General features: G+C 69.8%; 21 protein-coding genes. 14 read left to right on the top strand and 7 right to left on the bottom strand.

Annotated elements, in window-relative coordinates; all coding sequences use genetic code 11:
* Positions 1-91: 91 nt before the first annotated feature.
* On the top strand, positions 92-1,330 hold the full coding sequence (locus ACFYT4_RS17130) for a helix-turn-helix domain-containing protein (protein WP_389269154.1): 1,239 nt from the start codon (positions 92-94) through the stop codon (positions 1,328-1,330).
* Positions 1,331-1,718: 388 nt separating this feature from the next.
* On the opposite strand, the gene ACFYT4_RS17125 is transcribed toward ACFYT4_RS17130, so the two are convergent.
* Positions 1,719-1,958, bottom strand: a complete 240-nt coding sequence (locus tag ACFYT4_RS17125; protein WP_389269152.1) for a hypothetical protein — start codon at positions 1,956-1,958, stop codon at positions 1,719-1,721.
* Positions 1,959-2,454: 496 nt separating this feature from the next.
* Between ACFYT4_RS17125 and ACFYT4_RS17120 the strand changes: the two genes are divergently transcribed.
* The 5 genes from ACFYT4_RS17120 to ACFYT4_RS17100 all read left to right on the top strand — a co-directional run bounded on the left by ACFYT4_RS17120 (position 2,455) and on the right by ACFYT4_RS17100 (position 7,805).
* Entirely contained in the window at positions 2,455-3,375 is a 921-nt protein-coding gene (locus ACFYT4_RS17120) for an ATP-binding protein (RefSeq protein WP_389269150.1), read from the top strand.
* 734 nt (positions 3,376-4,109) lie between these two features.
* Complete coding sequence (locus tag ACFYT4_RS17115; protein WP_389269148.1) at positions 4,110-4,517, top strand: hypothetical protein; 408 nt, start codon at positions 4,110-4,112, stop codon at positions 4,515-4,517.
* A 230-nt stretch (positions 4,518-4,747) separates the two neighbouring features.
* Positions 4,748-6,205, top strand: a complete 1,458-nt coding sequence (locus ACFYT4_RS17110; RefSeq protein ID WP_389269146.1) for a helix-turn-helix domain-containing protein — start codon at positions 4,748-4,750, stop codon at positions 6,203-6,205.
* Positions 6,202-7,071, top strand: coding sequence for a DMT family transporter (locus ACFYT4_RS17105; protein WP_389269144.1), 870 nt, complete (start codon positions 6,202-6,204; stop codon positions 7,069-7,071). Before ACFYT4_RS17110 ends, ACFYT4_RS17105 begins: the two co-directional genes overlap by 4 nt.
* A 215-nt stretch (positions 7,072-7,286) precedes the next feature.
* The gene (locus ACFYT4_RS17100) at positions 7,287-7,805 is read left to right on the top strand and encodes a UTRA domain-containing protein (protein WP_389269142.1); all 519 of its coding nucleotides are present in this window, start codon (positions 7,287-7,289) and stop codon (positions 7,803-7,805) included.
* An 85-nt stretch (positions 7,806-7,890) separates the two neighbouring features.
* Here the strand turns inward: ACFYT4_RS17100 and ACFYT4_RS17095 are convergent, their stop codons facing one another.
* Positions 7,891-10,008, bottom strand: coding sequence for a SpoIIE family protein phosphatase (locus tag ACFYT4_RS17095; RefSeq protein WP_389269286.1), 2,118 nt, complete (start codon positions 10,006-10,008; stop codon positions 7,891-7,893).
* Between the two features lie 878 nt (positions 10,009-10,886).
* Between ACFYT4_RS17095 and ACFYT4_RS17090 the strand changes: the two genes are divergently transcribed.
* The 6 genes from ACFYT4_RS17090 to ACFYT4_RS17065 all read left to right on the top strand — a co-directional run bounded on the left by ACFYT4_RS17090 (position 10,887) and on the right by ACFYT4_RS17065 (position 15,188).
* Complete coding sequence (locus tag ACFYT4_RS17090; protein ID WP_389269140.1) at positions 10,887-11,252, top strand: hypothetical protein; 366 nt, start codon at positions 10,887-10,889, stop codon at positions 11,250-11,252.
* Positions 11,253-11,260: 8 nt separating this feature from the next.
* Positions 11,261-11,587: a hypothetical protein gene (locus ACFYT4_RS17085; RefSeq protein WP_389269138.1), complete on the top strand. Its 327-nt coding sequence runs from the start codon at positions 11,261-11,263 to the stop codon at positions 11,585-11,587.
* A 560-nt stretch (positions 11,588-12,147) separates the two neighbouring features.
* Positions 12,148-12,852: a hypothetical protein gene (locus tag ACFYT4_RS17080; RefSeq protein WP_389269136.1), complete on the top strand. Its 705-nt coding sequence runs from the start codon at positions 12,148-12,150 to the stop codon at positions 12,850-12,852.
* A 12-nt stretch (positions 12,853-12,864) separates the two neighbouring features.
* On the top strand, positions 12,865-12,999 hold the full coding sequence (locus ACFYT4_RS17075) for a recombinase family protein (RefSeq protein WP_389269284.1): 135 nt from the start codon (positions 12,865-12,867) through the stop codon (positions 12,997-12,999).
* A 147-nt stretch (positions 13,000-13,146) separates the two neighbouring features.
* On the top strand, positions 13,147-13,605 hold the full coding sequence (locus ACFYT4_RS17070; protein ID WP_389269134.1) for a hypothetical protein: 459 nt from the start codon (positions 13,147-13,149) through the stop codon (positions 13,603-13,605).
* Positions 13,606-13,919: 314 nt separating this feature from the next.
* Positions 13,920-15,188 (top strand): IS701 family transposase, encoded by a 1,269-nt coding sequence (locus tag ACFYT4_RS17065; RefSeq protein ID WP_389269282.1) that lies wholly within the window; start codon positions 13,920-13,922, stop codon positions 15,186-15,188.
* Positions 15,189-16,280: 1,092 nt separating this feature from the next.
* Here ACFYT4_RS17065 and ACFYT4_RS17060 read toward each other — a convergent pair.
* Genes ACFYT4_RS17060 through ACFYT4_RS17050 form a run of 3 tightly spaced genes read right to left on the bottom strand, consistent with a single transcriptional unit; the run spans position 16,281 to position 18,248 of the window.
* Positions 16,281-16,709 (bottom strand): arsenate reductase ArsC, encoded by a 429-nt coding sequence (locus tag ACFYT4_RS17060; RefSeq protein ID WP_389269132.1) that lies wholly within the window; start codon positions 16,707-16,709, stop codon positions 16,281-16,283.
* The gene (gene arsB / locus ACFYT4_RS17055; RefSeq protein ID WP_389269130.1) at positions 16,702-17,850 is read right to left on the bottom strand and encodes an ACR3 family arsenite efflux transporter; all 1,149 of its coding nucleotides are present in this window, start codon (positions 17,848-17,850) and stop codon (positions 16,702-16,704) included. The genes ACFYT4_RS17060 and arsB overlap by 8 nt, the downstream gene beginning before the upstream one ends.
* Positions 17,847-18,248: an ArsR/SmtB family transcription factor gene (locus ACFYT4_RS17050; protein ID WP_389269128.1), complete on the bottom strand. Its 402-nt coding sequence runs from the start codon at positions 18,246-18,248 to the stop codon at positions 17,847-17,849. The genes arsB and ACFYT4_RS17050 overlap by 4 nt, the downstream gene beginning before the upstream one ends.
* Before the next feature lie 80 nt (positions 18,249-18,328).
* On the opposite strand from ACFYT4_RS17050, the gene ACFYT4_RS17045 reads away from it, so the two are divergent.
* Positions 18,329-18,808, top strand: coding sequence for an ArsI/CadI family heavy metal resistance metalloenzyme (locus ACFYT4_RS17045; RefSeq protein WP_389269126.1), 480 nt, complete (start codon positions 18,329-18,331; stop codon positions 18,806-18,808).
* Positions 18,809-19,708: 900 nt separating this feature from the next.
* Here the strand turns inward: ACFYT4_RS17045 and ACFYT4_RS17040 are convergent.
* Together ACFYT4_RS17040 and ACFYT4_RS17035 are read right to left on the bottom strand one after the other, a co-directional pair.
* A complete protein-coding gene (locus ACFYT4_RS17040) occupies positions 19,709-20,260 on the bottom strand; it encodes an EF-hand domain-containing protein (protein WP_389269124.1) in 552 nt (183 codons plus the stop codon).
* Positions 20,261-20,903: 643 nt separating this feature from the next.
* Positions 20,904-21,500: a hypothetical protein gene (locus ACFYT4_RS17035; RefSeq protein WP_389269122.1), complete on the bottom strand. Its 597-nt coding sequence runs from the start codon at positions 21,498-21,500 to the stop codon at positions 20,904-20,906.
* Between the two features lie 1,095 nt (positions 21,501-22,595).
* Between ACFYT4_RS17035 and ACFYT4_RS17030 the strand changes: the two genes are divergently transcribed.
* A complete protein-coding gene (locus ACFYT4_RS17030) occupies positions 22,596-23,942 on the top strand; it encodes an ATP-binding protein (RefSeq protein WP_389269120.1) in 1,347 nt (448 codons plus the stop codon).
* Positions 23,943-23,970 lie beyond the last annotated feature (28 nt).

The raw sequence follows: 23,970 nt of genomic DNA, 5'->3' as shown, positions 1-23,970 counted from the left end.
CCCGCACGGGTTCCGTGAAGATCATCCGGTCAGGGTGCATCGGGCCCTAGTGTGGTTGCTCTGAGTGAGCGCGCGGGGACGGGGATGCGGGATGGATGAGTGGAAGCGCGAGGCGGCCGCGGTGATCGGAGCGCGGCTTCGGTCCTTACGGCTGCGGCGCGGGATGAGCCAGCGGGCCCTGGCGGACCGGTCGGGTCTGTCCGCCGGCTATCTGTCGATGGTCGAGAACGGGCACCGGCTCCTGGACCGGGCCAGCTACATCACCGCTCTCGCGGACGCGCTGCGGGTGGCCCCCTCGGAACTGGCGGGCGCCAGCGGGTCACTGGACCAGCCCGGCCGGGCTACCGTCCACGACCACATCCCAGCTCTCCGCCTCGTCCTCATGGGATTCCCCCCTTCCGGCCGGCCCCTCCAGAGGCGGCTGGAAATCGAGCCGCCCGCCCGGCTCTCCCAGCGCGTCCGAACGGCGAACGCCCGCTACCACGCCGCCGAGTTCGACACCCTCGCGGCAACACTGCCCGACCTGGTTCACGACCTCCGTGAAGCGTCCGGTACCAGCCGCGGCAAGAACCGGATCCGCCTGCTGCGGCTGCTGGCCGACGCCTACCACCCTGCCTGCGCTCTGCTGCTCAAATCCCTGGGCTACGTCGACCTGGCGTATCTTGCCGTGACCCGCGCCGCCGAGGCGATCGCCGAACTCGACGACCCCGTACGCGCGGCAGTGTCCGACTTCTTCCACGCCCACGTGCTGCTGTCCGCAGGCAGTCCGTCCCAGGCCCTGGCCCGCGCGGGCACGGCGGCCGACGGCCTCCAGGGCCGCCTCGGGCACCGCGGGGCCAAGGCGCTGCTGGGCGAGCTCCACCTGATCTCGGCGACCTCCCTCACCCAGACCGGCCAGCGCAGCACCGAGGAGGTCGAGGGCCATCTCGCGGAAGCATCGCGGCTGGCCGTCCGGACCGGTGAGACAAAGGCGTGGCACCTCAACTTCGGACCGGCCAACGTCGCCGTCCACCAGGTCAGCCTGAACACCGCGCTGGGCCGCCACGGAGAAGCGGTCCACGCCGGACATGGCGTTCACCCAGCAGGGATCGCCACGGCCGGGCGCCGTGCGGCATTCCACGGCGATCTCGGACGGGCGCTGACCCAGCTGCCCCACCGGCAGGCGCGCGCCGTGGAGGCGTTCCTCGACGCCGAGGAAGCCGCCCCGCAGCGCGTCCACGCGGACCCGCTCATCCGGGACTCGGTGGGCCACCTCCTCGGCAAGACCCTGCCGTCCTCCACCCGCCGCTCCCTCGCGGGACTCGCCCACCGTATGGGTCTGCCGGTGTAGGAGTCGGGGCCGTAGCGCATCGCGTGGCGGGCCCGGCGGGGAGCCGAGGGGCGGCCGACCGGGTTCGGGGCAGACGATAGGGTCCGCACGGCGCGAATCGTCCTGCCCCACGGCGCGGCCAGTCTCTCGGGCTGGTTGCCGTCAGTGTCAATGCCGTCCCCAGCGGGCGGTATGTCGGCCGATCTACAGAGTGTGCAGGCGGTGGCTGAGTCCATTGTGGCGTTGCTGTCGCTGCGGTCTGCTCGGCGGATGACGGTGACGACCCGGCCTGGCTGGCTTACTTCGCCTCTGCCGAACTCAAGGGCGAACTGTCGCACTGCTTCCGCGACCTCGGCCAGCATCGCGGAGCCGTCCTCCACGCTCAGAGCGCCGTCAGCGCAACGGACCCTCAGTACGCGCGCACCCTCGGCTTCTGCCGGATGGTCCTCGCCCAGAGCCAGCTGCTCCACGGGAAGCTGGAGGCCGCCGTCAGTACGGCAACGCTCGCCATCGACGAGTGGGGCTCGCTCCAGTCCGCCCGACCAGCGGCCCGGGCAAAGACATCACCGTCGTTCTGCTCAGCCCTGCCCCGGTCGAGGTCTCCTCCCTCCAGTCCCGTCTCCACCAAGCCGCCTGACCGGATACGCACCTGGAATGTCCTGAAGCCACCCGTCCCCGGGCAAGGTTCACAACGGTGAACATTCCAGTGCCTCCGGTCTCTAACCTCCGATGGCTCAGGGCCCTCTTCCCTAACTCTGAGCTGAGACGTCGCCGATTCCGCAGGACTCTCACAAGGCTGTGATCCCATGACGCGACTTCTGCGGCGTCCGACCCCGCCGACGTCCACCGTCCGGCGCGTCCTGCTCCCCTGCGGACGACGCGGGACGGTGGGTGACACGGGTACCGAACCGGCTTCCTGGGCGAAGCCGCGGCCCTGGCTCGCGTCGGGTGATCTTCATGGCAACGGTCGTGCTCACGAACAACCCCCGTGCCCTCTGCCCCACCGTGAAGAAGCGCGGTTGGGTAGGGCCTCCGAAACCGACGGCAACGACCAACGGCCGCCCGACTCGGGCACCGGCTTCTGAGACCAGGCTCCCCGTTCCCCTTCTCTGACCCGCGCTGTATCCGTCCGCCGGAGGCCGACGATGCCCACCAGTCTGACCAACACCGCGCTCGTCTACACCTGTACCCCCGCCCCGGCCTGCGCGATGGCATCCCTGCGGGAGCTGACGGCCGAGACGGAGAACGAGCTCGGCTACACCGTCCGCGCGACCGTCGCCGACACCGCACCCCCCGCCATCGCCCTCGCGGACCGGGCCGGCTGGAGCGAGGTCGTCGTCCCGCTCGTCACCGCCGGAAGGGTCGGTGCCCTGGTTGTTGCCTCCGTCGGGGACCTGGCTTCTGAGCCCTTTGAGCGCGCGTCCGGGATGGCCTGGCTGGACCAGCACGATGTCACCGTCACAGCGCTGCGGCCCCGCGCGTGGGAGATGCGGGCGTGGCTGGAGCTGTGGAGCGGCACCGCGCCGACGGGAAGTGAGGCTCCCCGGAGAACCGCGCGCACGCGCAGTCGCGACCGGGTGTGCCGGTTCGCGTTCCCCGCCGACCGGCAGGGCATCGGTCCCGCCCGGGCGGTGATCGCGGACCGGCTGCTGGCCTGGTGCCCCGCCCGGGCGGACGACGCCATCACGGCCGCGAACGAGCTGGTCGCCAACGCGGTCGTCCACGGCTCCACGCAACCGGACCAGTCGGTGACTGTGACCCTGGAGCGCCGCGGCCGGGAGCTGCGCATCAGTGTGGCGGACACCTCACCGCGCCCACTCCCGCCCGCGCCCCGCGACGACTCCGTGTCAGCGGAGGCGGAGTCGGGGCGGGGTCTGCTCATCGTCGACGCGTTCACCGACCGGTGGGGCTGCGACCTCCTCCCGGACGGCACGGGGAAACAGGTCTGGGCCTCGATGAGCCTCCCGGCCTCCGCCCGCTGCCCCCGCGGCACGCGGTCCTCATTAGCCCTGTCCCACGGGCCCGATGCCCGTGCCGGTCCCGCGCACCCCGCGGAGACGGCCTGACGGTACCGCCGCGCCGGGCACCGGCCCCGTTCCCCACGGTTGTCCACCCTTCCTCACTGATCTGTTCCTGCAGCCGGAGCCTGTTGATGACCGAGACCCTCACCCCACCCCTGGCTCACCCCCTCACCAACCCGATCCCCGATGTCGTCTTCCGTCCTCATCCGGCCGGGGCGGGCCGGGAGTTAGACGACGTGATCGGAGACCCCTCGGGACTGTCACCCCGGGTGCAGCCTCCTACCCGGCCCCGGCGTGCCCGTGCCGGGTCGGATGCCCGTGACGGGGCCGGGCACGGGGGCGACGCCCGAGCCCTTCTCTCCCACGATGCGTGCCAGCCACCCGGCCCACCACCACATCCCAATCACCCGTTACTTCCCCATGGCGGATCTGATCACGCTCCGGAGACGCTGATGACCGAGACGCTGTCATCTCCCTTGCTGCTGAACACCTCTGTGGCACCGGCGCTGGGTCTGCCCGTCGCCCTGCGTACGCCCGCGGAGCGGGACGCCCGGCCGCGGCCGGGCGCGGGTGGGATACACGGCCCGGCACGGGACGGGTCGGCGCCCGCGGTTTCGGATGCCCGCTCGACGGCTCCGGAACGGCCGGATCTTCGCCAGGAGTTGCTGGATCGGGCCTTCTCGGTCCGGCAGCGACACCGCCACTGGGCCCCCTCCGATTCCGAATGTCCCGATGGGCCTGCGTGCTTCTACGCGCGCCTTGACCGGGCAGACGCCCGTATGCTCCGTGGGATCGTTCTGCGGCACGGCTGGCCCGGCTACCGTCTCGTCGGCCGGGATGGTGCCGAGGCCGCGGTGGACATAGCGGCCAACGGAAGCGACCCTCCCCTGCTGCGCAGGCTCCTGCGGCTCCTCGCTCAGGCTGTGTACGAGGACGACGCCCCCTGGTCGGGCCTCCCCCGGCTCTCCAACAGGCTCACAACCCTGGAACGCGGCTTCCCTCCCCTGGGCAGCCTGCCTGCCCGCGTCGATCTGTCGTGGGGTTTGGAGTCTTCCGCGTCTCGTGCGAGGCCGCATACCGAGGAGGTCGCCGAGGAGGTCCTGTCCGCGCACGACCCGCCACTCCTACCGGGCTCGTTCTTCGGTGCCGTTGTCGCCCTGTCCCGCAACGACAGGCACGGCTGGTGACGGCAGCCCCTCCCCCACCAGCTGTGTCAAGGGCGCCCGCCTCCCCCCGTTCGTCCGGCCGCCCCACGACCCGGCGTGCTGCCGCACCGAGCAGCCCGCGCCTTCCCCCGCCCGCCGCCACGGACACAAGCTCCGGGCCGGGGCAGGCACCACCTACCGCCACGGCACGAAAGAACATGACGAACCATCGACAGCGTACGCAGGGAGCGGTGAAGGATGCGCGGGAGCGCATGCTCGGCCTGAGAATGAGTGTCGAGCAGATCGCCGGAATGCTCGTGCTCCATCACGGCCTGCGGCCCCGGGCAGCGTTCCGGCATGCCCTGGGCTGGACTCAGGAAGAGGCCGCCGAGCACATCAACAAACACCTGCCGGACGCCGGCGCCTTGTGGGCGACGCATATCTCCCGGTATGAGACATGGCCCCGGGGCGGCCGCAAACCGAGCCGACGGCATCTGCGCGCGCTGGCCCTCGCCTACGGAACCTCGGCCGGGGACCTGCTGGACGACCTGGACCGCGCGGAACTCACCCCGGCGGAGGCCAGTCAGCTCACCCGGGACATCCCGGGAACACCAACGGAGGCTCTGGCGCGCGGGCGCGGCACTGCCCCGGACAGGCTTGACAGCGGGTCTGGAGAGAGACCGGATGTATCGAGCACACTGGATGTCCTGGAGGATTGGGACATGCTGATGCGACGACGCTCTCTCCTGGCCGCGGGCGGAACGGTGTCAGCCGCCTTGTTGATGCCCCCGCTCACCGGGTTCCTGCCAAACACGCGTGGGAGCACGGAGGTGTACCGGGCGTGGGCGGAGCTGACGGATGCCTATCGCCGGCTGGACAACCTGCTGGGTTCGGCGGCCGTGGTGGAACAGGCGCGGGAGCATCATCGTCAGCTGACGGACCGGATGAACCAGGTTCCGGGGGCGGAGCGTGCGCGGGTGGCGGTGCTGGTCGCCGATTCGGGGTCGCTGATGGGCTGGCTGAGTGTGGATCTGGAGCGGTACGGCGAGGCGGGTGCCTACTACCGGCAGGCGGCCGGAGCCGCGCGGGAGGCCGGCGACGAGGGCCTGTACGCGTATACGGTCAGCCGATGGAGCCGGGTGCTGGCCGAATGCGGTGCCCACACGGACGCGCTGCGCATCGCGGACGCGGCGTGCACCGCGGCCATGGGTGCACATCCGGTGGTGCGGTCCTGGACGGCGGTCACCCGGGGATACGCCCACGCTTGTCTGCGGAACGAGCGCTTGTGCCAGAAGGACCTGCAGACGGCGCGCCGGCTGCTGGAATCGGCCGCCGGACATGAACCACCGCCGACGTGTGTGCGGTTCTTCGACGCGGCGCATCTGGAGAAATGGGTGGGGTACGCGCTGATGGAACTCGGCTCGGTGCACTGGACCCCGGCCGCGCGGCACGCGCTGGACGCGGCGGCGGCCAGCTGGTCGGAGAAGATGGTGCGGGGGGAGGCGGAGGTCAGTGCGGCATGCGCCGCAGCCCGGATCGCCCAGGGGGAGATCGAGGAGGCCGCCCAACTGACCCGCCGGGCCTACGACGTCGCCGCCCGGGCAGGCTCGCCGCGGAGTCTGCGGCGCATCGCCCGGGTACGGTCCCAGCTGGTTCCGTATGCCGGTACCTGGGCGGTGCGGGAACTGGACGCGTATCTGCTGACCGGGGCGGGTAGCCTGCCCCGGTGACGCGCCGGGACACGGCCCTGCTCCTGATGCTCGGCGCTGTCTGGGGCGCCGTGTTCCCCCTGGCGTCGATGGTTCTGGAGGAACTGGCGCCGGTCACGGTGGCCGTCGCCCGCACCGGCCTGTCCGCGCTTCTCCTGATCCCCCTGGCCGTCCGGGGCGGGGCGTTCCGGCGTGAACTGCGCCGCCGGCCCGGCCCGCTGCTGATCGCGTCCGTGCTGCAGATGACCGTTCCCGTCCTGCTCCTCACCTCCGGCCAGGCACAGGTGACGGCGGGACTGGCGGGCATCCTGCTGGGGACCCAGCCGGTGTGGGCGGCGGTCCTCGCCGCCGGGCTGGACCGGCGGCTGGAGGCCGGGACCGCGTCCGGGGTCCTCGTCGGCGCCGCGGGCACCGTGCTGCTGTTCTGGAAGGACCTCGACGGCACCTCCACCGTGTCGGGCGGTGTCCTGCTGGTCACCGCCGCTGCCTGCTACGCCGCCGGAGCCCTCTACATCCACCGCGTGATGCCGGACGCGCCACCCGTCACGGTGGCGGCCACGGTGTGCACCGTGAGCTGTCTCCTCCTCGCCCCCTTGCTGATCGTCACCCCTGTCCGGGTACCGGGCTGGCCGGTCGCGGTCTGGCTCGTCGTCCTCGGAACCCTGGCGACCGGCGGAGCCCTGGTCCTCTTCTACTTCCTCATCGGACGCATCGGCGCCGTGCGGGCCAACCTCGCCGCCTACCTGGCACCCGGGTTCGCCGTGCTCTACGACATACCGCTGGGACACCGACCGACCGCCACCGCCCTGACCGGCCTCACACTCGTCCTCGCCGGGTCCGCCCTCGCCACCCGCTCCCGCCCCACCCCCCAACACCCGGACCCCTGACACCTGACACCGCAGGCAGGGCGGACCAGCGGTGGTCCCGCTTCGCCGCCAGAAGGCAGAGGCGACACCTGGCCACGGCCAAAGCGCGGACCAGCGGTGGCCCGCACCGATGCTGTCAGCAGCCCCGCGCCGCAGCTCGCCTTGTCCCTGGCACCGGGACACGAATTCCGGTAGCCCTCGAGACCAGCCGCGGCCTGCCCATCGCAACCCTGCGGATGCCCCGTCGTGCTGCGCCCAGGGGTACACGCGGACCCTGGGAAACGGCATGCGCGGACCAGGGCCTCGACGGCCGGATGCAGCTGGTCCTCGTCCAGCCGGACGCCGTGCTGCCCGACGATGTCGCAGCCGACCTCCAAGTACCCTCCGGGGCCCGCGGAGTTCATCGCCGCCAGCTCGCCGTGATCGGCACCGCCGACGTCGTCCAGGTACAGGACGCCTGGTACCCGGCGGATCTCGCGGCCGGCACACCCCTCGAACAGGACGGGAAGATCAAAGGCGGGATCTACGGCGCTCTCACCGCACTCGGCCGCACACCCACCTCAGCACGAGAGCGCATCACCTCCCGTACGCCCACCGCACCCGAGGCAAGCCAGCTGAACATCGGGGGGAAGGTGCCCGTCATCGCCGTGGACCGCATCACCAAGGACCAGGCTGGGCAACCCGTAGAAGTCCTGCGCGTCATCGCCCCCGCTGACCGGGTGGAACTCGTCTACGACGACCTGCCGCTGGGATAGCCGAAGCGGACGGCGGCGAAGCCAGCGACTCCATATGAGGACTACGGATACGCAACGGAGTTCAGAGGCGGTCGTCGTGGCGCTGCTAAGCACAAAACGCAGCATCTAACCGTTCGGAAGCGGAGGCGTCTGCGGCAACAAGCGCGATCTCGAACCAGACCACCTTCCCTCCCACCAGTTGACTGGCTCCCCACCGCTCGGCAAGCCGGTTCACGACCAGCAGTCCGCGTCCGCTTTCGTCCATGTCCTGGACAGGGCGCAAGCGCGGCATGTCAGTCGAGTTGTCCTTCACCTCGCAGCGCAGGACGTGGGTGCGCAGGAAGCGCACCTCAACCGGCCCACCCGCCTTCGCATTCACGGCATTGGTCACCAACTCACCGACGAGCAACTGCATGTCGTCGGACAGATGGGCGAGACCCCATTGTTCAAGTGTCTGATGGGTAAGTCGCCGCGCCTGTCTCGGTGCGATGGCCGTGGTTCCGACCAACCACCCCGCTGCATCGCTTGCGGTGATCCCCTCGAAGCGGGCTGCAAGCAGGGCGGTATCGTCCTCCCGGTCGCCGGGACCGAGCATGCCGAGCACGTCGTCGCAGAGCTCCTCCAGCGGAGGCGACTGGTCCGGCCCGGTGAGTTGGGCCGTCGCCGCGAGCCGCTCCCGAAGCTGCTCAATGCCCATCCACACGTCCCTCATCCTCGACTCCACCAGACCGTCTGTGTAAAGCAGCAGCGTCGCGCCTGTCGGGGCGCCCAGTTCCACGCCCTCGAAGTCGATTCGTGCGCCCGTTCCGATGGGCGCGCCCGGCGGTACACGCAGTACCTCGGCCCGGCCGTCGGGGTGCAGCATGATCGGCGGCGGGTGGCCGGCGTTGGCGATGGTGATCCGGTGCGACACGGGGTCGTACACCGCGTACATGCAGGTCGAGATGCGGTCCCCGCCGAGCCACTGGGCCTGCTCGTCCAGTTGGCGGAGCACCTCCTGCGGCGGCAGATCGAGCCCCGCCAGCGTTCGCACGACAGTGCGCAGCTGGCCCATGATCGCCGCCGAGGTCATGGAGTGGCCCATGACGTCGCCGACCACCAGCGCGACCCGGCTGCCGGGCAGCGGGATGGCGTCGTACCAGTCGCCGCCGACCCGCGCGGTCTCGTCCGCGGGCAGATAGCGCGAGGCCAGCCGCACACCGGTCGGCTGCGGCAGCGAGTCCGGCAGCATGGTGCGCTGCAGATGGTCCGCAATGTACGCCTCTCGCCCGTACAGCACTGCCTTGTCGATGCCGAGGGCGGTCTGGGTTGTCAGCTGGGCGGCAACCGGCAGATCGTTCGGCTCGAAGGCGGTCCGGTCGGACCGCCGCAGGAAGACGGCCGCACCGAGAACTCGGCGGCGCCCCTGAAGCGGGGCCAGAATCGTCCGGCTCCTCTCAGGGCTCCCGTACCGGCCGCCGAGCAGCTCGTCCAGTGCGGCGCGGGTCGGCGCGAGGTCGCCGAAGACTGGTCGTACCCCGCGCAGCACCTCCGAGAGCGCACCTCCCGAGCGCACCTCGCACGTCTCTGCAGCCGGAGTCAGTTCGTCGTGCTGGTCGATGACCGGAAGCACACTCAGACCGCCGAACCCCATGCCGTCCTCAGCTAAACGCATCCTCTCCGTGCGGCGCAGCCTCAACAGGAACGGCGAGACGGGACGCTCGTCGCCCACCGGCAACGGATCACGCAGATAGACGAGGATCGCGTCGCAGAACGTCGGCACCGTCGACCGGCACAGCGCCTGCACGATCTCGTTCAGGTCCATGGCCCGTGAGATGCGGCGGGTAGCTGAGCCCACGAACCGCATGCGGTCGCTCTGTCGATGCAGAACGATGTCGGTTCCCGGGCCGTCAATGTTGTGCGGGGTTGTTCCGAACAACCCCTCGTCGGAGTCGGCTGTGCCAGCCGCAGGCCTGCCGAAACGCAAGACGCGGGAGAAGGGCGCCGTGCCGTCGTGTTCCTCGGTGGTGCCATCGGCGCCGAGGACGCTGGCGATCTCGGTGACGGTGTCATGTTCGCGGTCGAGGACCTCGCGCGCCTTCCGAAGCGTTGCGTCCACCTCGTCGAGCTCGATGTCCTCGTCTCGGTGACCAGCAAGCTGCTGCGGCAGAGCCACGGCGCCGGGCGCGCCGGGCGCGGCGGAGCTGCCCACGTCGCGGACATCACGGAGCTCGGACTCCAGCATCTGGATGCGCCGCGCAGCCAGATCGGCCACGGCCTGGGCCCGATTCCGTTCAGCTTCCGCGCGGGCGAGCTGTGTCCGCAGATCGTCCTGCTGTGTCGCGGCGCGCACCAGTCGCATCTGCGCCGATTCGATGTCCCCGCTCAGCGCGTCAGGGGCAGCCTGGAGGGATTCCAGGCGACGGGACAGTTCGGCGACTTGCGCCTGGGCCTGGCCCAGCAGCGCGAACAGCACCGTAGCCACCTGCAGCGACTGGTTACGGGCCCGTTCACTCGCCTCGTACGCCTTGCGGACCTGGTTGAGTTCTTCGAGCGCACCGATGGCGCGTTCCTGGGCGTGAAGCAGTTCCCGGGCAGGAACGGCGGGCTCGCCGTCGGGTCCGACGACCGTGGGATGTTCCTCGGCGGCCTTCCAGAGCGCCCTCGGCTGCTGAAGGCGTTGCCCCGTCACGGCCTGGGGCTCGTCACGGAAGCAGATGTCGGCGACTGCTTCAACCGTGTCCCACGTCAGGTCCACGCCGGCGAGCCGCTCACGCAGCTTCCGCTCGTCAGGCACCATCGCGTCAGCGAAGTGATCCGGCGTGAGCGCAGCATGAAGCCCTCTGACGCTGATACCGGCCTCGTCCAGCCAGCCGCGCACGATACCGACAAGGTCGTTGATCTCCTGGCAAGGCCCCTTGGGCGCGCTCCACGGACGCCCTGGACGTTTCCCCCCTGACACTGGACACCCTTTCGGAGTTATCACGGACAACCCAGCGTTGTCGGCCGTACAACATCCAACCGGCACAAGGCGCGCCGCCGCAGGGGATCCTCGAATCTCCCGCCCCGGGCGCGCCCGGCAGGGAAGCCCGCGTACGCGCACGTGTGAGGAGTACACCGTCCATGAACGTCTTCGTCGAATCCCTGCCGGAGCTGATCGGCGCGCTGGGCTCGGCCGGAGCGGTCGGCATCGTGGTCTGGTGCGCCCGCCGCTGGCGCCGCAGCCGCGACCGCCCCGACCCGGCGGTCCTGGAGCAGCGCGCGCGGTCGGAGCTGGTGACGGATTACCAGACGGTCCGCCGGTACACCCTGCTGGGCACGACAGGCCGGGACGGAGGGCCGATACAGGTGATCAGCACCCGTCCGGTAGGAACGTTCCTCATCTGGCCCGTCGGGCGCCAGCAGGAGCGGTTCGAACTGACCGACGTCCGGCTCTACGACGGCACGTTCGCGGCCGAACCCGTCGACCGGTACGAGACGGTCCGCTGAAGCGCGACATGGTGGTGGGCGGCACCGCGCCTGGTGCCGCCCACACCGTGATCAGGCATGTGCCCGACGATCCGCGTACCGGACTCGATACGGTCGATGTCGACCAGCCACTTCTACACGGCAGCTGCGACGTCACCGCCAGCGGCAGCGAGCTTGTCCGCCAGGGTCTGTGCGCGGGGTTCCTTCCACTCCTCGGTGGAGGCGGGAAGGTCGTCCTCACGGCCGTCCAGGAGCCGGGGCGGGAGAGTGCGGATCGCGGGGCGGCCAGGCGCGGCACCGGCAGGGGGTCCCAGTGGTCCCCCACGGTGCTGAACTCGTCCTCCAGCGGCGCGTAGGCCCATCCGTCGACGCCGTCCCAGTTGAGCGCGAGGCCGTGCGGCCACGCCCACCCGTTGACGACCGGGTCCAGGGTGCGCTCGACGCCGTGGTGGTCCTTAACGGTCATCGGCTCGGTGCGGCGGTAGTAGAACACCGCGCAAAGCACCCGAGTGTCGCTCCTGAACGCGTTCCACTCGTCCGGCTGGTAGAGACCGCCCGGCCCGCCGTCGCAGTAGGCGACGGCTTCGGCGTAGGCATGGTGCCGCAGCCCACAGGCATCGGTCAGGGAGGTGTCGGTCACGACGGCCGGATCCTCTTCTGTCGGCTCCGGCGGGTTGATGCGCCACCCTAGGGTGGGCGAAAACAGGGGGCGCAGGTACGGAATGGATTCCAATCTCGTCAAGGAGCACCGCAGTGGTGAGCACACCATCGCCGACCTCGCCGAACTCTTCATCCGTTAGCAGGGCGACGGTCTATCGCGTCCTCGAACGCACTCGCCCACACTGACCGCGTACATCCTTCGCCAGGACGCGGGTCAAAGATCTGCACCGTTCGCCCACGTTCGATGGAGAGTCCCGTGAGAAGCCCGTACGGCTCCGCCTTCAACCTGTTCGCCACCACTTTCGGGTCATGCTCGGAATGCCTCAACAGCCATCCCCTGTGGCCGGAGCGGAAGCGCCACGTGGACTGGGATGCCTCGGAATCAATCGAGCATGACCCCGACGCGATCCGCAGTGCCCTTGAGGTCTTGGCGGCAGCCGCGGATGGATCACCTGGATGCAATGAACCGTTCGTGCGCACTCTGGTTACCTCGACCTATGGGGCTATGGCCCAGATGCGCATGGGGGGATGGGCGCAGCGTCAGTATCGCAAGCGGCGCCAGAGCGGGCAGGACCCGATGCTCGCTCAGGAGACAGTGCTGTATGTCTTCCTCTCGATGACGTTGATGTGGTCTTCGATCTACGCCGCGGCGTCCGGGCAGGGCGTGGACAAAGTGCTTGAGTCGGTCACAGATCATGCCAATGCTGCCGCGACGTCCCTACCTCAAGAGCAGCGACAGGCAGCTGAATCTCTGCTGGTGGCTGCGGTACAACAGGCACCAGAACAAGGCGAAGAACTCGAAGGACTGTTCTCGGCGTTGCGGCTCAGCTGTCGAATGCTTGAGAAGCTGTCCCTGCGCCTCCGGGGCAACAAGATCGACAATCAGGTCGGCATCCTGCTCGCCGCGGGAAACTACGCCCTCTGCGCTGGGGTGTTGGTGGCCAGATTGGACACCGAGTAGAGGACTTCGGATATTTTCGCCGCGATGGCCGAGGTCGAGCGGGAGTTCATCCACGAACGGACCCTCGTCGGCCTGGCCACCGCCGTGGCGAACGGCAAGCACGGCGCCCGCCAGCCGTCGCCAGCGACATGCTCACCGTCGCCCTGAGGTGCCGCGACACGTAGGAGTCGGTCACCGCCATCCGCGCGCACCTCGGCATCGGCCGGTCCATCCTCTACCGGACCCTCGCCGCATACGAGAAGCCAGCGCCACCACGTCCGAAGCACGTCGGCCGATGAGGAATGAGCCCAGCCCATGAGCGACCAGTCCGCCAGCACCTGCCCCGCCTGTGAGGACAAGAGGTGGGCGTGGACCGGGCGGCAGCCTGGCTACGACCACATCCACCGGGTGACACTTCTCCCCGACGACGCCAGGGACATCGACACCCACCTCGTGACGCGCGGCTTCGCCGTAGGGTTCGCGCGGGCAGGCGGTGGGCTGCCGCAAACCTGGGTCTTCTTCGAGCACCTGGAGCCCGCGCTCGTCTTCGGCCGGGCCGGACGGATGTCCATCCACGACATCTCTGGTTACGGCGTCTACCAGGCAGCCCACGAGACCCGCTTCGACTTCGAAACGGAAGAGCAGGTCACCACGCTCTACGTCAGTGGCCGTGCACTGGAACGTGAAGCCGGGGAGGACAAGCACTTCGCCCAGTGGGTGCGCGGCGTCCAGCTCGACTCCGCGTACTACGAGCCTCCAGCGTCATGCCGCTGACCGCACGCCACCCCGACCGCGGGCTGATCGCGCGTGACTTGCAGCCGACTGGGCAGGGAGCGGCCTTTGCACAACGAGGCCGCCTTGTCGCACGGGTGTTTGCGCCGCTTACCGCCGAGTAGCCACGCCACGGAGCCCTGAAAGTCACACGTTTAGTACTCCAGTCTGGTTTCGCGATCTTGGATTGGACCCGCGTGAGAACTGGAACGGCCACCGCGTGATCATCAAGGGTTGTGTGGACTCATGACGATCGTGCGGTGGCCGCAGGTGACAGCATAGACGGCACTCGCTGGCGGGCGATGTTCGACCGGGTGATGGCGCGGATCGCGGGCCGTTTCGGCCGGGTTGAGCCGAGGGCGTGTGCCCGTGCCTATGTGCTCGGGCTGCTGTCGAAGACGGAGCGGAAAAACTGCTGGCAGCTGGCCGAACAGGCCGGACTCGCCCGGCCGGGACCGATGCAGCGGCTGCTGCGCTACGCACGCTGGGACGCCGATGCCGTCCGCGACGATGTCCGCGCCTACGCCGTCGACCACCTCGGCACCGACGGCGCGGTGCTCATCGTGGACGAGACCGGCTTCCTGAAGAAGGGCCGTGCCTCGGCGGGCGTGCAGCGGCAGTACACCGGCACCGCCGGGCGCATCGAGAACGCCCAGGTCGGCGTGTTCCTCGCCCTGGCCACCAGCCGGGGGCGGGCCCTGATCGACCGTCGGCTCTACCTGCCCGGGCAGTCCTGGTGCTCCGATCCCGAACGCCGTCAGGCGGCCGGGATACCCGACGAAGTGCAGTTCGCGACGAAGCCCCGCCTGGCCTGGGACATGATCGCCGCCGCGCTGGACGCCGGGGTGAAGGCACCGTGGGTGACCGGTGACGAAGCCTACGGGCAGGACCCCCACCTCCGCGCCGCGCTGGAGGCACGCGGGACCGGCTACGTGCTGGCCGTCGCCCGCTCCACCCGAGTCCGGATCAACCACGGCCGCACCCCCGTCCGCGCCGACACCCTCGCCGAACGCCTGCCCGCCACCGCCTGGCAGCGGCACAGCGCAGGCCCCGGCGCGAAAGGCCCGCGGTACTACGATTGGGCCTGGATCCACACCGGCACCGGCGAACACCGCCACCTGCTCGTCCGACGCAACCGCATCAGTGGTGAACTGGCCTTCTACCTGTGCTGGTCACCCACCAAGGTGCCCCTGTCCGAACTGGTCCGCGTCGCCGGTGTCCGCTGGAGCGTGGAGGAGTGCTTCCAGGCCGCCAAAAGCCAAGTCGGACTCGACCACTACCAGGTCCGCAACTGGACCGCATGGCACCGGCACATCACCCTCGCCATGCTCGCCCTGGCCTTCCTGACCGCCGTCGCCGCCGACGCGGCACCGCAGCGGCCCACCGGTCCGCACCACCCCGCCCGCAGCCGCGACCCCATCGCACTGACCGTCCCGGAGATCCGCCACCTGCTCACCACCGTCTTCGGCCCACCAGCCGCAACCGCGGCCAGACTGCTGCACTGGTCCACCTGGCGCAGACGCCACCAGGCAACAGCCCGACACAGCCACTACCAACGACGATCCCCCGACGAACCGGCCGGATAGATCACGAAACCACACTGGAGTATTAGGCGACCTGTCGCAATGGATCGCGCAGGGGGCGCAGACGGCCGTTTTCGCCCCCCGGGTTCATTGGACCTCGACCGCACTGCGAAGGCACTGTCAGTCCAGAGCTGACAAATTCTGCTTGTCAGCTTGCCGACCAGGTTGAGCAGTGGCGCGCGCCGTTCGATGAGCCGGAGACCGTCCGTCTCGACGGCACCGCAGAGGACCCCCGCATCCCGGAACCGGCCGACCGCCCCGAGGAAGCCGCCAGGCACCTCGACAGTTGGCTTCTCGATCGCACCGCGCCGCGCGAGGCTTGGGCCGACTGCCCACAGCCAGTCAGCGACCACTTGGAGCGGCACAGCACCCTCAGCGCAGTGATCATCGTCGGGAAGTACACCTCCAGGCTCCTCAAGGACCAGATGTTCCCCGACCCGCACAAGCAGGCCGACGCTACCGATCTGCGCGCCGACCTACTGGAGCGTCTCGACCGCGAGGGTGGCGGCGGCGCCGACGCGGCGAAGCAGATCGCCAAGGAGCGAGCCCGCGCGCAAGCCCTGCGCCAAACGCCCGGCCACGGCGTCACCTGGGAGGCCATGGCCAGCCCTGGCCACCCGCCTGCCTTCCTAAGGCGCGTCGCCTCGCCAAGGCAGCCACGCCCCGGCGAGGACTATTCCGTGGGTGGAATACCGTGGCCGCTGTCCTCGTTTCCGGGGTCCGTGCGGCGGGCGCGGAATCTTTGGATGGTCCAAGCGCCGGCGGCGAGGAGGAGTCCGGCAGCGAGGCTGCCGAGGAACTCGGGCAGGGCGGCATGGAGAACGTTGTACACGGGCAGGACAGCGCGCCTAAGGGGGCCGACCGCGCGCTGCTCTCCATCCGATACGAGCGAGCACTGTTTCGGCACCAGCCCCGACCCGAGGGCTGTTGAAGGTCAGGAGCATGACTCATTTGGGAGTGAAGACGTTGGGAATGCTCCCCGTGCCGAAAGCAGTGTTTCTGATCATCGGTCTGGCGGATCGTTTCGTCTGGGGAAGTAGCCCGGTGACTTGTATCACTGGGGCAGGTCCTTTCCCTAGTGGGACCGAGCGAAGGTCAGGTGCGCTCGGGCAGGAGTTCGGCGAGCAAGCCGCGGATGCGCTGTTCGATCTGGTCGCGGATCGGCCGGACGGCGTCGACATCGCGCCTGGCCGGGTCGTCGAGCTTCCAGTCGAGGTAGGTCTTGCCGGGGAAGACGGGGCAGGTGTCGCCGCAGCCCATGGTGATCACCACGTCGGATGTGCGCACGGCCTCGGCGGTCAGCACCTTCGGCGTCCGGGCGGACATATCGATGCCGACCTCCGCCATCGCCTGCACGGCGGCCGGGTTGACGGTGTCGGCCGGCGCGGACCCGGCGGAGCGGACCTCGACCCGGCCCTGGGAGAGGTGGGTGAGGAAGGCGGCGGCCATCTGCGAGCGTCCGGCGTTGTGGACGCACACGAACAGCACCGACGGCTTGGACACGGACGGCTTGGACTCAGACACGGGCGGAATCCTCCGGGACGACGACGACGACGGCGGCGGCCGGTCCGGCCGCCGAGGCGGGCCGGGGGAAGAAGCGTCGGGCGGCCAGGGCGACGTAGACCAGACCGATGAGGACGGGTACCTCGATGAGGGGGCCGACGACTCCGGCGAGGGCCTGGCCGGAGGTGGCGCCGAAGGTGGCGATGGCGACCGCGATGGCGAGTTCGAAGTTGTTGCCCGCGGCGGTGAACGCGAGCGTGGTGGCCTTCGGATAGTCCAGCCCGGCCGCGCGGCCGACGGCCATGGACCCGGCCCACATCACGGCGAAGTACACCAGCAGGGGCAGCGCGATCCGGGCGACGTCCAGCGGCTTGGAGGTGATGGCGTCGCCCTGGAGGGCGAAGAGGACGACGATGGTGAACAGCAGCCCGTACAGGGCGAACGGGCCGATCCTGGGGATCAGCTTCGTCTCGTACCAGTCGCGGCCGCGTGCCTTCTCGCCCAGGCGGCGGGTGAGGAACCCGGCCAGCAGCGGGATGCCGAGGAAGATCAGCACACTGCGGGCGATCTCCCACACGGACACGTCGAGCGCGGTCTGCTCCAGACCGAGCAGGCCGGGCAGCACGCTCAGGTAGAACCAGCCCAGCAGGCTGAACGCGAAGACCTGAAACACGGAGTTCAGCGCCACGAGAACGGCGGCGGCCTCGCGGTCGCCGCAGGCGAGGTCGTTCCAGATGATGACCATGGCGATGCAGCGGGCGAGGCCGACGATGATCAGACCGGTGCGGTACTCGGGCAGGTCCGGCAGGAAGAGCCAGGCGAGGGCGAACATCAGGGCCGGGCCGACGACCCAGTTCAGGACCAGGGAGGGGATAAGCAGGCGCCGGTCGCGGGTGACGGTGTCCAGACGGTCGTAGCGGACCTTGGCGAGCACCGGGTACATCATCACGAGCAGGCCGAGCGCGATCGGCAGCGAGACGCCGGTGACGGTGACCTTCGCGAGCGCGTCACCGAGGCCGGGAACGAGGCGGCCGAGCCCGAGACCGGCGGCCATCGCCAAGACGATCCACACGGCGAGGAACCGGTCCAGGAACGACAGCCGGGCGGCCACCGTCCCGGCCGGTGCGGCGGTGTCGGTGCCGGTACCAGTGCCGGTGCTCACGAGGCGGTCCCGGCGGACGCGGCCTGCGAAAGCGGCGCGCCGGCGGGGCGGGTGAGGATCTCGGCGAGCCGGTCGGTCATCTGCGGCAGCAGCCGGTAGTACACCCACGTCCCGCGTCGCTCGGAGTCGATGAGACCGGCCTGCTTCAGCAGCTTGAGGTGGTGGGAGACCGTCGGCTGGGACAGGTCGAAGGCCGGGGTGAGGTCGCAGACGCAGACTTCCCCGCCCGCGCGGGAGGCGATCATCGACAGCAGCCTCAGCCGCACCGGATCGCCCAGCGCCTTGAACACCTTGGCCAGCGTCTGGGCCTGGTCCTCGTCCAGCGGTGCGGTCAGCAGCCCCGGGCAGCATCCGTCGGCACCGTCCTGGCCGAGCACCACAAACTCTTGCTTCGACATGCTTCTATGTTGACGTTCTTCGATTCAAGGCGCAAGGTTGCATCGACAGATATCGATGCAACCTGATCGGGGAGACCGCCATGCCCCGTGTGCAGCTCGCGCTCAACGTCGCCGACCTCGAAGGGTCGGTGGCCTTCTACTCCAAGCTCTTCGGCGTCGAGCCCGCCAAGCGCCGTCCCGGCTACGCGAACTTCGCCATCACCACCCCGCCGCTCAAGCTCGTCCTCATCGAGGGCGAGCCGGGACAGGCCACCCGCCTGGACCACCTCGGCGTCGAGGTCGCCTCCACCGAGGAGGTCACCGCCGCCACCACCCGGCTCAAGGACGCCGGGCTCGCGACCCTCGAGGAGAACGACACCTCCTGCTGCTACGCCCTCCAGGACAAGGTGTGGGTGACCGGCCCCGGCAAGGAACCGTGGGAGGTCTACGTCGTCAAGGCCGACGCCGACCAGCTCGGAAAGAGCCCCGTTCTCGGAGGCGACGACTGCTGCACCAGCCAGAGCGAGACCGCCGACACCGTGACGTCCGAGTCGGCGGCGGGCTGCGCCTGCGGCAGCTGAGCTGCCCTGTCGGCAGCCGTCCCGGCGCTCGTCACACCGGGGCGGCTGCCCCCTCGTCCTGTGGGCCGCGCTGACCGGGCAGCGTCGCCCGTATGGACAGGCCCAGGGGGACCAGGGGTCGGCAGAAGGCCGGTTCAGGCGCCGACTACTTCCTGGGGAGCACCCTGAGCAGCAGCGCCCGCACGGTGCCCCGTCGGCTTGCGCCAGACCCGTACGATCCCCGCCATGACGACCCGCCGCCGGCCTCTGGGGCCCGGACCCGAACACCGCCCCCGTGAACTCCAGGACGGGCCCGCCGGACCCGGCCGGGACCGCGTGCAGGCCACCGCCGCCGATCTCGACAACGGGCCCCTGTACCGGCCCGATATAGAGGTCGGGGATCTGCGGGCCCGCGGCGTGCTCGGAAGAGCCCCGCTCGCCCCCAGCTCCCCCCGCGACGCGGACGGCCTCTGCGGCAGCCCGAGTGAACGGTCAGGGCCCGCGCCGGTGCAGGCGCGGCCCCGGCTTTCGTCCCGGACGGAATCCAAGTCGCAAGATCTGTCAGACCGTCCGTCTACCGCCCGCGCCCCCGGTGAGCAGCAGGCCGCCAGCTGAGCAGCGAGAGACCACCCGGCCCTCAGTTCTCCAGCACGACCGCATCAGCTCGGGGCCGGCGCTCCTTCAGTTGGCGCCGACGCCTGGCGCGTGCCCCGCAAGGATGATGAGACGGACAGGGCGGGGGCCGGAACCCTTGCCCCGTACAGTCGGATGCGGTCCGGGTCCGGAGCCACCATCCATGGTTCCGGACCCGGACCGCATTCCGGGTGCAATGCTCAGGAGGGCCGCCGGGCGGGGATCAGGCCGTCATTCGGCCCGTCGCCAGTCCCGCGGGCGGGCCGTGCCGGTCGGCAGTCCCGCGTGTCAGCGGGACAGGTGCCCGAAGAACAGGCTGCCCGGGGCCTCCAGGTCCGGGGAGTAGAAGAACTCCCGGACCGCGCGGATGAACTCCTGCCGGCTGATGGATCCGTCCCCATCGGTGTCCAGCATGGCAAAGGTGTCCATGGCGCCGGGGTCGGTGACGTTCCAGACCTCGAGGTACTTCTTGGACTCGGCCTTGCTGATGGTGTTGTCGCCGTCGGTGTCCATGATGTCGAAGACGGCGTGCGGAACGCCCTCGACCATGTTGAAGCGGCTGGTGTCCACGCTCGCCGCCCGGCTGGCGAAGTGGTACTGCTCCTTGGAGAGGCGGTTGGCGCCGTCCGCGTGGCGCAGCAGTTCGGCCCACTGCATCTGGTACGAGATCAGCAGCGCCTGCGCCCGGCGGTCGCTCTTGTCGATCTTGTAGGTGCTCAGGTAGCGGTCGACGAGGTGCTGGAAGTCGCTCCAGTCGACGTAGCCGTCGTTGTTGGTGTCGATGGCGGCGAACAACTGGTCGAGCTTGATGGAGATCGGGTCAGTAGTGGCGGTAGCCATGATCGCCCTTTCGCGGGAGTGATGTGCGGGCGCATCGGCGCGCGCCCGCCCCGAGGCTAAGCGCAAGATCATTACCAAAAGCCGCTAAAGGCCCACATCGGGAGCGAGTTCGCCCGATCATGCGAGCCCTCTTCCTGACCGGTGTGATCCCGGACGGATCGGGTACTGACGGCCCCCGTCATCACCAACGACATGCTCCACACCGTGCTCCGCCGCCGCGCGGCCGGCGAGTCCAGCGAACTCCCCGGACCCCGCCACGCTCTCCCTGACCGAAAGTCACTCTGATTACAGAGAGCTACCTTTCACTTCGCGGCGGCCTCGGGAGAACAGGGCCTTCACGTCGCGCTCCTGGTCGCGCTTCTGGTCTCATCGGAGGATGCCCGGGCGGGGCCTTGGAGACGTGCTCTGACCTGCGGGACCAGGGGTCGGCAGAAGGCCGGTTCCGGCGCCGACTACTTCCCTGGGAAGCACCCTGAGCAGCAGCGCCCGCATGGCGCCCGATTCGAGCTGACTGACGTCCGGCTTTACGACGGCACGTTCGCGGCCGAACCCGTCGACCGGTACGAGAGCGTCCGCTGAAGCGCGACATGGCGGTGGGCGGCACCGTATCTGGTGCCGCCCACCGTGATCAAGCATGTGTGGTTCAGCCGTCCGGCTTCCAGGCGCGGCTCTCCAGGCCGACGATCCGAGCACCCGGCTCAATACGGTCATTGTCGACCAGCCACTTCTGCACGGCAGCTGCGACGTCACCGCCGGTGGCATCGACCATGGCCTTGAACTCGCGGCCATCGAAACCCTCCTCGCCGGAACGGGCCGCCGCGGTTGTCGGCGTAGACCCGCTCCTCCGTGCCATCCCGCCGCTGGACGACATTGCATCGCACACCTGGGGAGTCGACCTGGCGCCCCGCATCATGCTCGAAAGACCCCTTGCGCGCCGCGCCCGCACCGTGAACGCGATCTTCCCACCGAACTGTGCCGCGTCCTCCACGACCGACCGCAGCCTGCTCGCGCCGGACGCGATGTGCTGACGGCCTGCTTTGGCCAGCGACGACGACCACGCCTTGACGGGCTTGCCGTCCGGACCCATCACCGACTTTCCCTTACGGTCCTCGACCGTCTTCACGGCCCGGACGCGGGCCTTGAACCCGGCCTTGTTCAACCGCGGCTGGACGTAGCCGGCCGCCAGAGCCTTGAGGCTCGTGATATCTCTCGGCCCGCCGGCCTGCACCTCCTGGACCATGCCCGCAGCGCCTCCACCAATGACGCGCCCTTGTTCTTGGTGAAGACTGGCTGACCAAAGACGGATTACGGCCCAGGATCTCCCCGACCTGCTTCTTGTTGAAGCCGACGTCCAGCAGCTGCTCGGTGAGCCGCGCCGCCTCATTGCGCTGCGCCCGACGACCGCCGCCGGTGCCCCGCCTTCTGCGCGGCGACACGCTGCCGCCTCCTCGTCCTCGTCCACTCGTGATCGGCGTACGTCGTTGTGTCGTTGTCGAACTGGTCGTCACCACTGGCACCCCATTGCGGGGGCCACGAAAGAGGTAACGGGGCGGCAGCCGCGGCATGAATCAGCCAGAGCGCCATCACCCAACCATTACTCAGCGTGTCTTCATCACAGAAGTTGAGCCGGAACCGGATCTCGCGAACAGAGCCACCCACTCCCGCGCGGGACGCAGACGCATGCCGTCGTGGGCAAACGCTCCTGACTGCAGACTCGCCGAGCCGGCCCCCGCTGCGGTGAGCTTCGAACCCTGCCCGGGTCGCAGCTCCCAGCCTCCGTTCGGTTTGTTCCGTCGCGGCCTGCGGCCAGTGGGGCGGCCTCTCGTGTGACGACTGTCAAACAGCAGGCGGCTCCGTCGGGCCAGTTGGTCATCCCGTTCCCCGCATGGCTGAAGTCTGTGCAGGTCAGCGGCTTCCCGGGTGTCATGTTGGTGATCTTGCCGCTGTCATGGTGCTGCCCCGGCGCAGGGATGAGAATCGTGTCGCATCGGCTCACTGACGGCGGGTGGATGTGAACGGGGAGGCCGCGTGGAGGTGCTGGTCAACGCCGGGCTGCCCGTGGTGCGGCCCCGGTTGACACGGGCCGGCCCGAGCGTTCCGCCTTCGGGGCTTGTTGTCTGCGCGTGTTCCCCCTCTGCCTCTTCCCGGTTTCCAGGCTTGATCCGTTCCAAGGACGCTGCTGATGTCTGCTCTCCTTCCCTCCCCCGAGTCAGATGCGCGCCGACGGCGCGGACGGCGACGGTCCGCGCCGGGCACCGCTGTTCCGTGGGGGCGAGAGAAGTGGTCCGCCGCCTTGGCGGTGGCGGCGGGGTGGCTGGCCGATGGCGTGACCACGATGCCCACGTCCGCCGCGGTCGCGGGGGCTGCTCTGACCGGCGGCGGGTTGCTGCTGGTGGCGACGCGGCGTGAGCGTGGGGCCCGCGCGGCCGGGGCCGCGGATCTGGCGGCCGCGCGGGCCGAGCAGAACCGGCTGCTGGAGGCCCTGCAGCGGCTCGCGACAGGGATCGACCAGAGCAGGGCCGGGATCGCGCAGACGCTGGTGCAGGTCCGCTCCGGTCACATCCCCGACGTCATGCCCCGCATGGCCGCGCCTCTTCCGACGGGCGACCTGGGCCGCGACCTCAGCGCCGCGCTCACCGTCGCGTACGAGGAAGCGCGCCACGCGGTGGTGCATGCGGCCCAGGTCCAGACCCGGCTGCTGAGCGGGGAGCGGGAGCTGGCCGACATCGTCCGGTCGATCGCTCCTCGGCTGATGACCACCGTCATCGAGACCCTTGCCGTGATCGACACCGTCGAGGACGCGGTGGAGGACCCCGACCTACTGCACGAGCTGTTCACGATCGACCATCTTGTCATCCAGGTCCGGCGTGCGGTGGAGAGCCTGGCGGTGCTGGGCGGCAGCACGCCGTCCCGCGAGGCCGAGCCGGTCCTGGTGCCCACCGTGGTGCGCCGGGCGGTCCAGGAGATCCGCGACTACACCAGGGTGCGCCTGACCCAGGTGCAGGAGCACGTCTCTCTGCCCGGGTACGTCACTCCGGCGCTGGTGCATCTGCTCGCGGAGCTGATGGAGAACGCGACCCGGTACTCGGCACCGGACACGACGGTGGAGGTCAGCACCACACACGTGTCCGAGGGCCTGGCGGTGGACGTGGAGGACTGGGGCCTGGGCATCTCCGCGCCACGGCTCGCAGCGCTGAACGCGCTGCTGGCGGAACCGGAAACGGTGGACACCCGGCAGTGTCTCGTGGAAGGGCAGATCGGGCTCCTCGTCGCCGCCCGGCTCGCCGCACGGCACAGGATCACCATCCGGCTCCAGAGCACGACGGCCGGTACCCGGGCCAGCGTGATCGTGCCCGCCGCCCTGCTGTGCGCCCCGGACCCGGAGCCGCGCTCTGCCGTGCGCCATTCCGCGCCGGGTACGGCCGGCCCCCGCCCCACCAAACCGTCTCCGAGTCCGTCCGGGCTCCCCCGGAGTTCCGGACCCGGGTCCTCGTTGCCCCGGCAGCACCCCGATCACGACGCCGGCGACAGCCGTCCCCCACTGCCCCTGCGCAGCCGGACCCCCGTCACCATGCCCGAGGCAGGTGCGGACGCGGTGTCCGCGGCTCCGACCGGCGAGCCGACCGCGGGACTCGCGGCCCGATTCCTCTCCCGTACGCCGCGCGAGCCGGACCCCGGCTGAGCTGCGCGGCCGCCCCCACCACTCCGTC

The sequence above is a fragment of the Streptomyces sp. NPDC004609 genome (assembly GCF_042873655.1).
Taxonomy (GTDB): domain Bacteria; phylum Actinomycetota; class Actinomycetes; order Streptomycetales; family Streptomycetaceae; genus Streptomyces.
The sequence above is the reverse complement of the archived record's forward strand: the minus strand, read 5'-3'. Positions and strand labels throughout refer to the sequence as shown.

What these genes read in the sequence shown, in the direction of transcription:
- ACFYT4_RS17050 (WP_389269128.1), bottom strand. Translation starts at nt 18,248, where the DNA reads ATGTCGAAGCAAGAGTTTGTGGTGCTCGGCCAGGACGGTGCCGACGGA.
- ACFYT4_RS17030 (WP_389269120.1), top strand. Translation starts at nt 22,596, where the DNA reads ATGCCCACGTCCGCCGCGGTCGCGGGGGCTGCTCTGACCGGCGGCGGG.
- ACFYT4_RS17040 (WP_389269124.1), bottom strand. Translation starts at nt 20,260, where the DNA reads ATGGCTACCGCCACTACTGACCCGATCTCCATCAAGCTCGACCAGTTG.
- ACFYT4_RS17115 (WP_389269148.1), top strand. Translation starts at nt 4,110, where the DNA reads ATGCTCCGTGGGATCGTTCTGCGGCACGGCTGGCCCGGCTACCGTCTC.
- ACFYT4_RS17035 (WP_389269122.1), bottom strand. Translation starts at nt 21,500, where the DNA reads ATGGTCCAGGAGGTGCAGGCCGGCGGGCCGAGAGATATCACGAGCCTC.
- ACFYT4_RS17085 (WP_389269138.1), top strand. Translation starts at nt 11,261, where the DNA reads ATGGTGGTGGGCGGCACCGCGCCTGGTGCCGCCCACACCGTGATCAGG.
- ACFYT4_RS17090 (WP_389269140.1), top strand. Translation starts at nt 10,887, where the DNA reads ATGAACGTCTTCGTCGAATCCCTGCCGGAGCTGATCGGCGCGCTGGGC.
- ACFYT4_RS17130 (WP_389269154.1), top strand. Translation starts at nt 92, where the DNA reads ATGGATGAGTGGAAGCGCGAGGCGGCCGCGGTGATCGGAGCGCGGCTT.
- ACFYT4_RS17120 (WP_389269150.1), top strand. Translation starts at nt 2,455, where the DNA reads ATGCCCACCAGTCTGACCAACACCGCGCTCGTCTACACCTGTACCCCC.
- ACFYT4_RS17070 (WP_389269134.1), top strand. Translation starts at nt 13,147, where the DNA reads ATGAGCGACCAGTCCGCCAGCACCTGCCCCGCCTGTGAGGACAAGAGG.
- ACFYT4_RS17065 (WP_389269282.1), top strand. Translation starts at nt 13,920, where the DNA reads ATGGCGCGGATCGCGGGCCGTTTCGGCCGGGTTGAGCCGAGGGCGTGT.
- ACFYT4_RS17045 (WP_389269126.1), top strand. Translation starts at nt 18,329, where the DNA reads ATGCCCCGTGTGCAGCTCGCGCTCAACGTCGCCGACCTCGAAGGGTCG.
- ACFYT4_RS17110 (WP_389269146.1), top strand. Translation starts at nt 4,748, where the DNA reads ATGCTCGGCCTGAGAATGAGTGTCGAGCAGATCGCCGGAATGCTCGTG.
- ACFYT4_RS17100 (WP_389269142.1), top strand. Translation starts at nt 7,287, where the DNA reads ATGCCCCGTCGTGCTGCGCCCAGGGGTACACGCGGACCCTGGGAAACG.
- ACFYT4_RS17095 (WP_389269286.1), bottom strand. Translation starts at nt 10,008, where the DNA reads ATGCTGGAGTCCGAGCTCCGTGATGTCCGCGACGTGGGCAGCTCCGCC.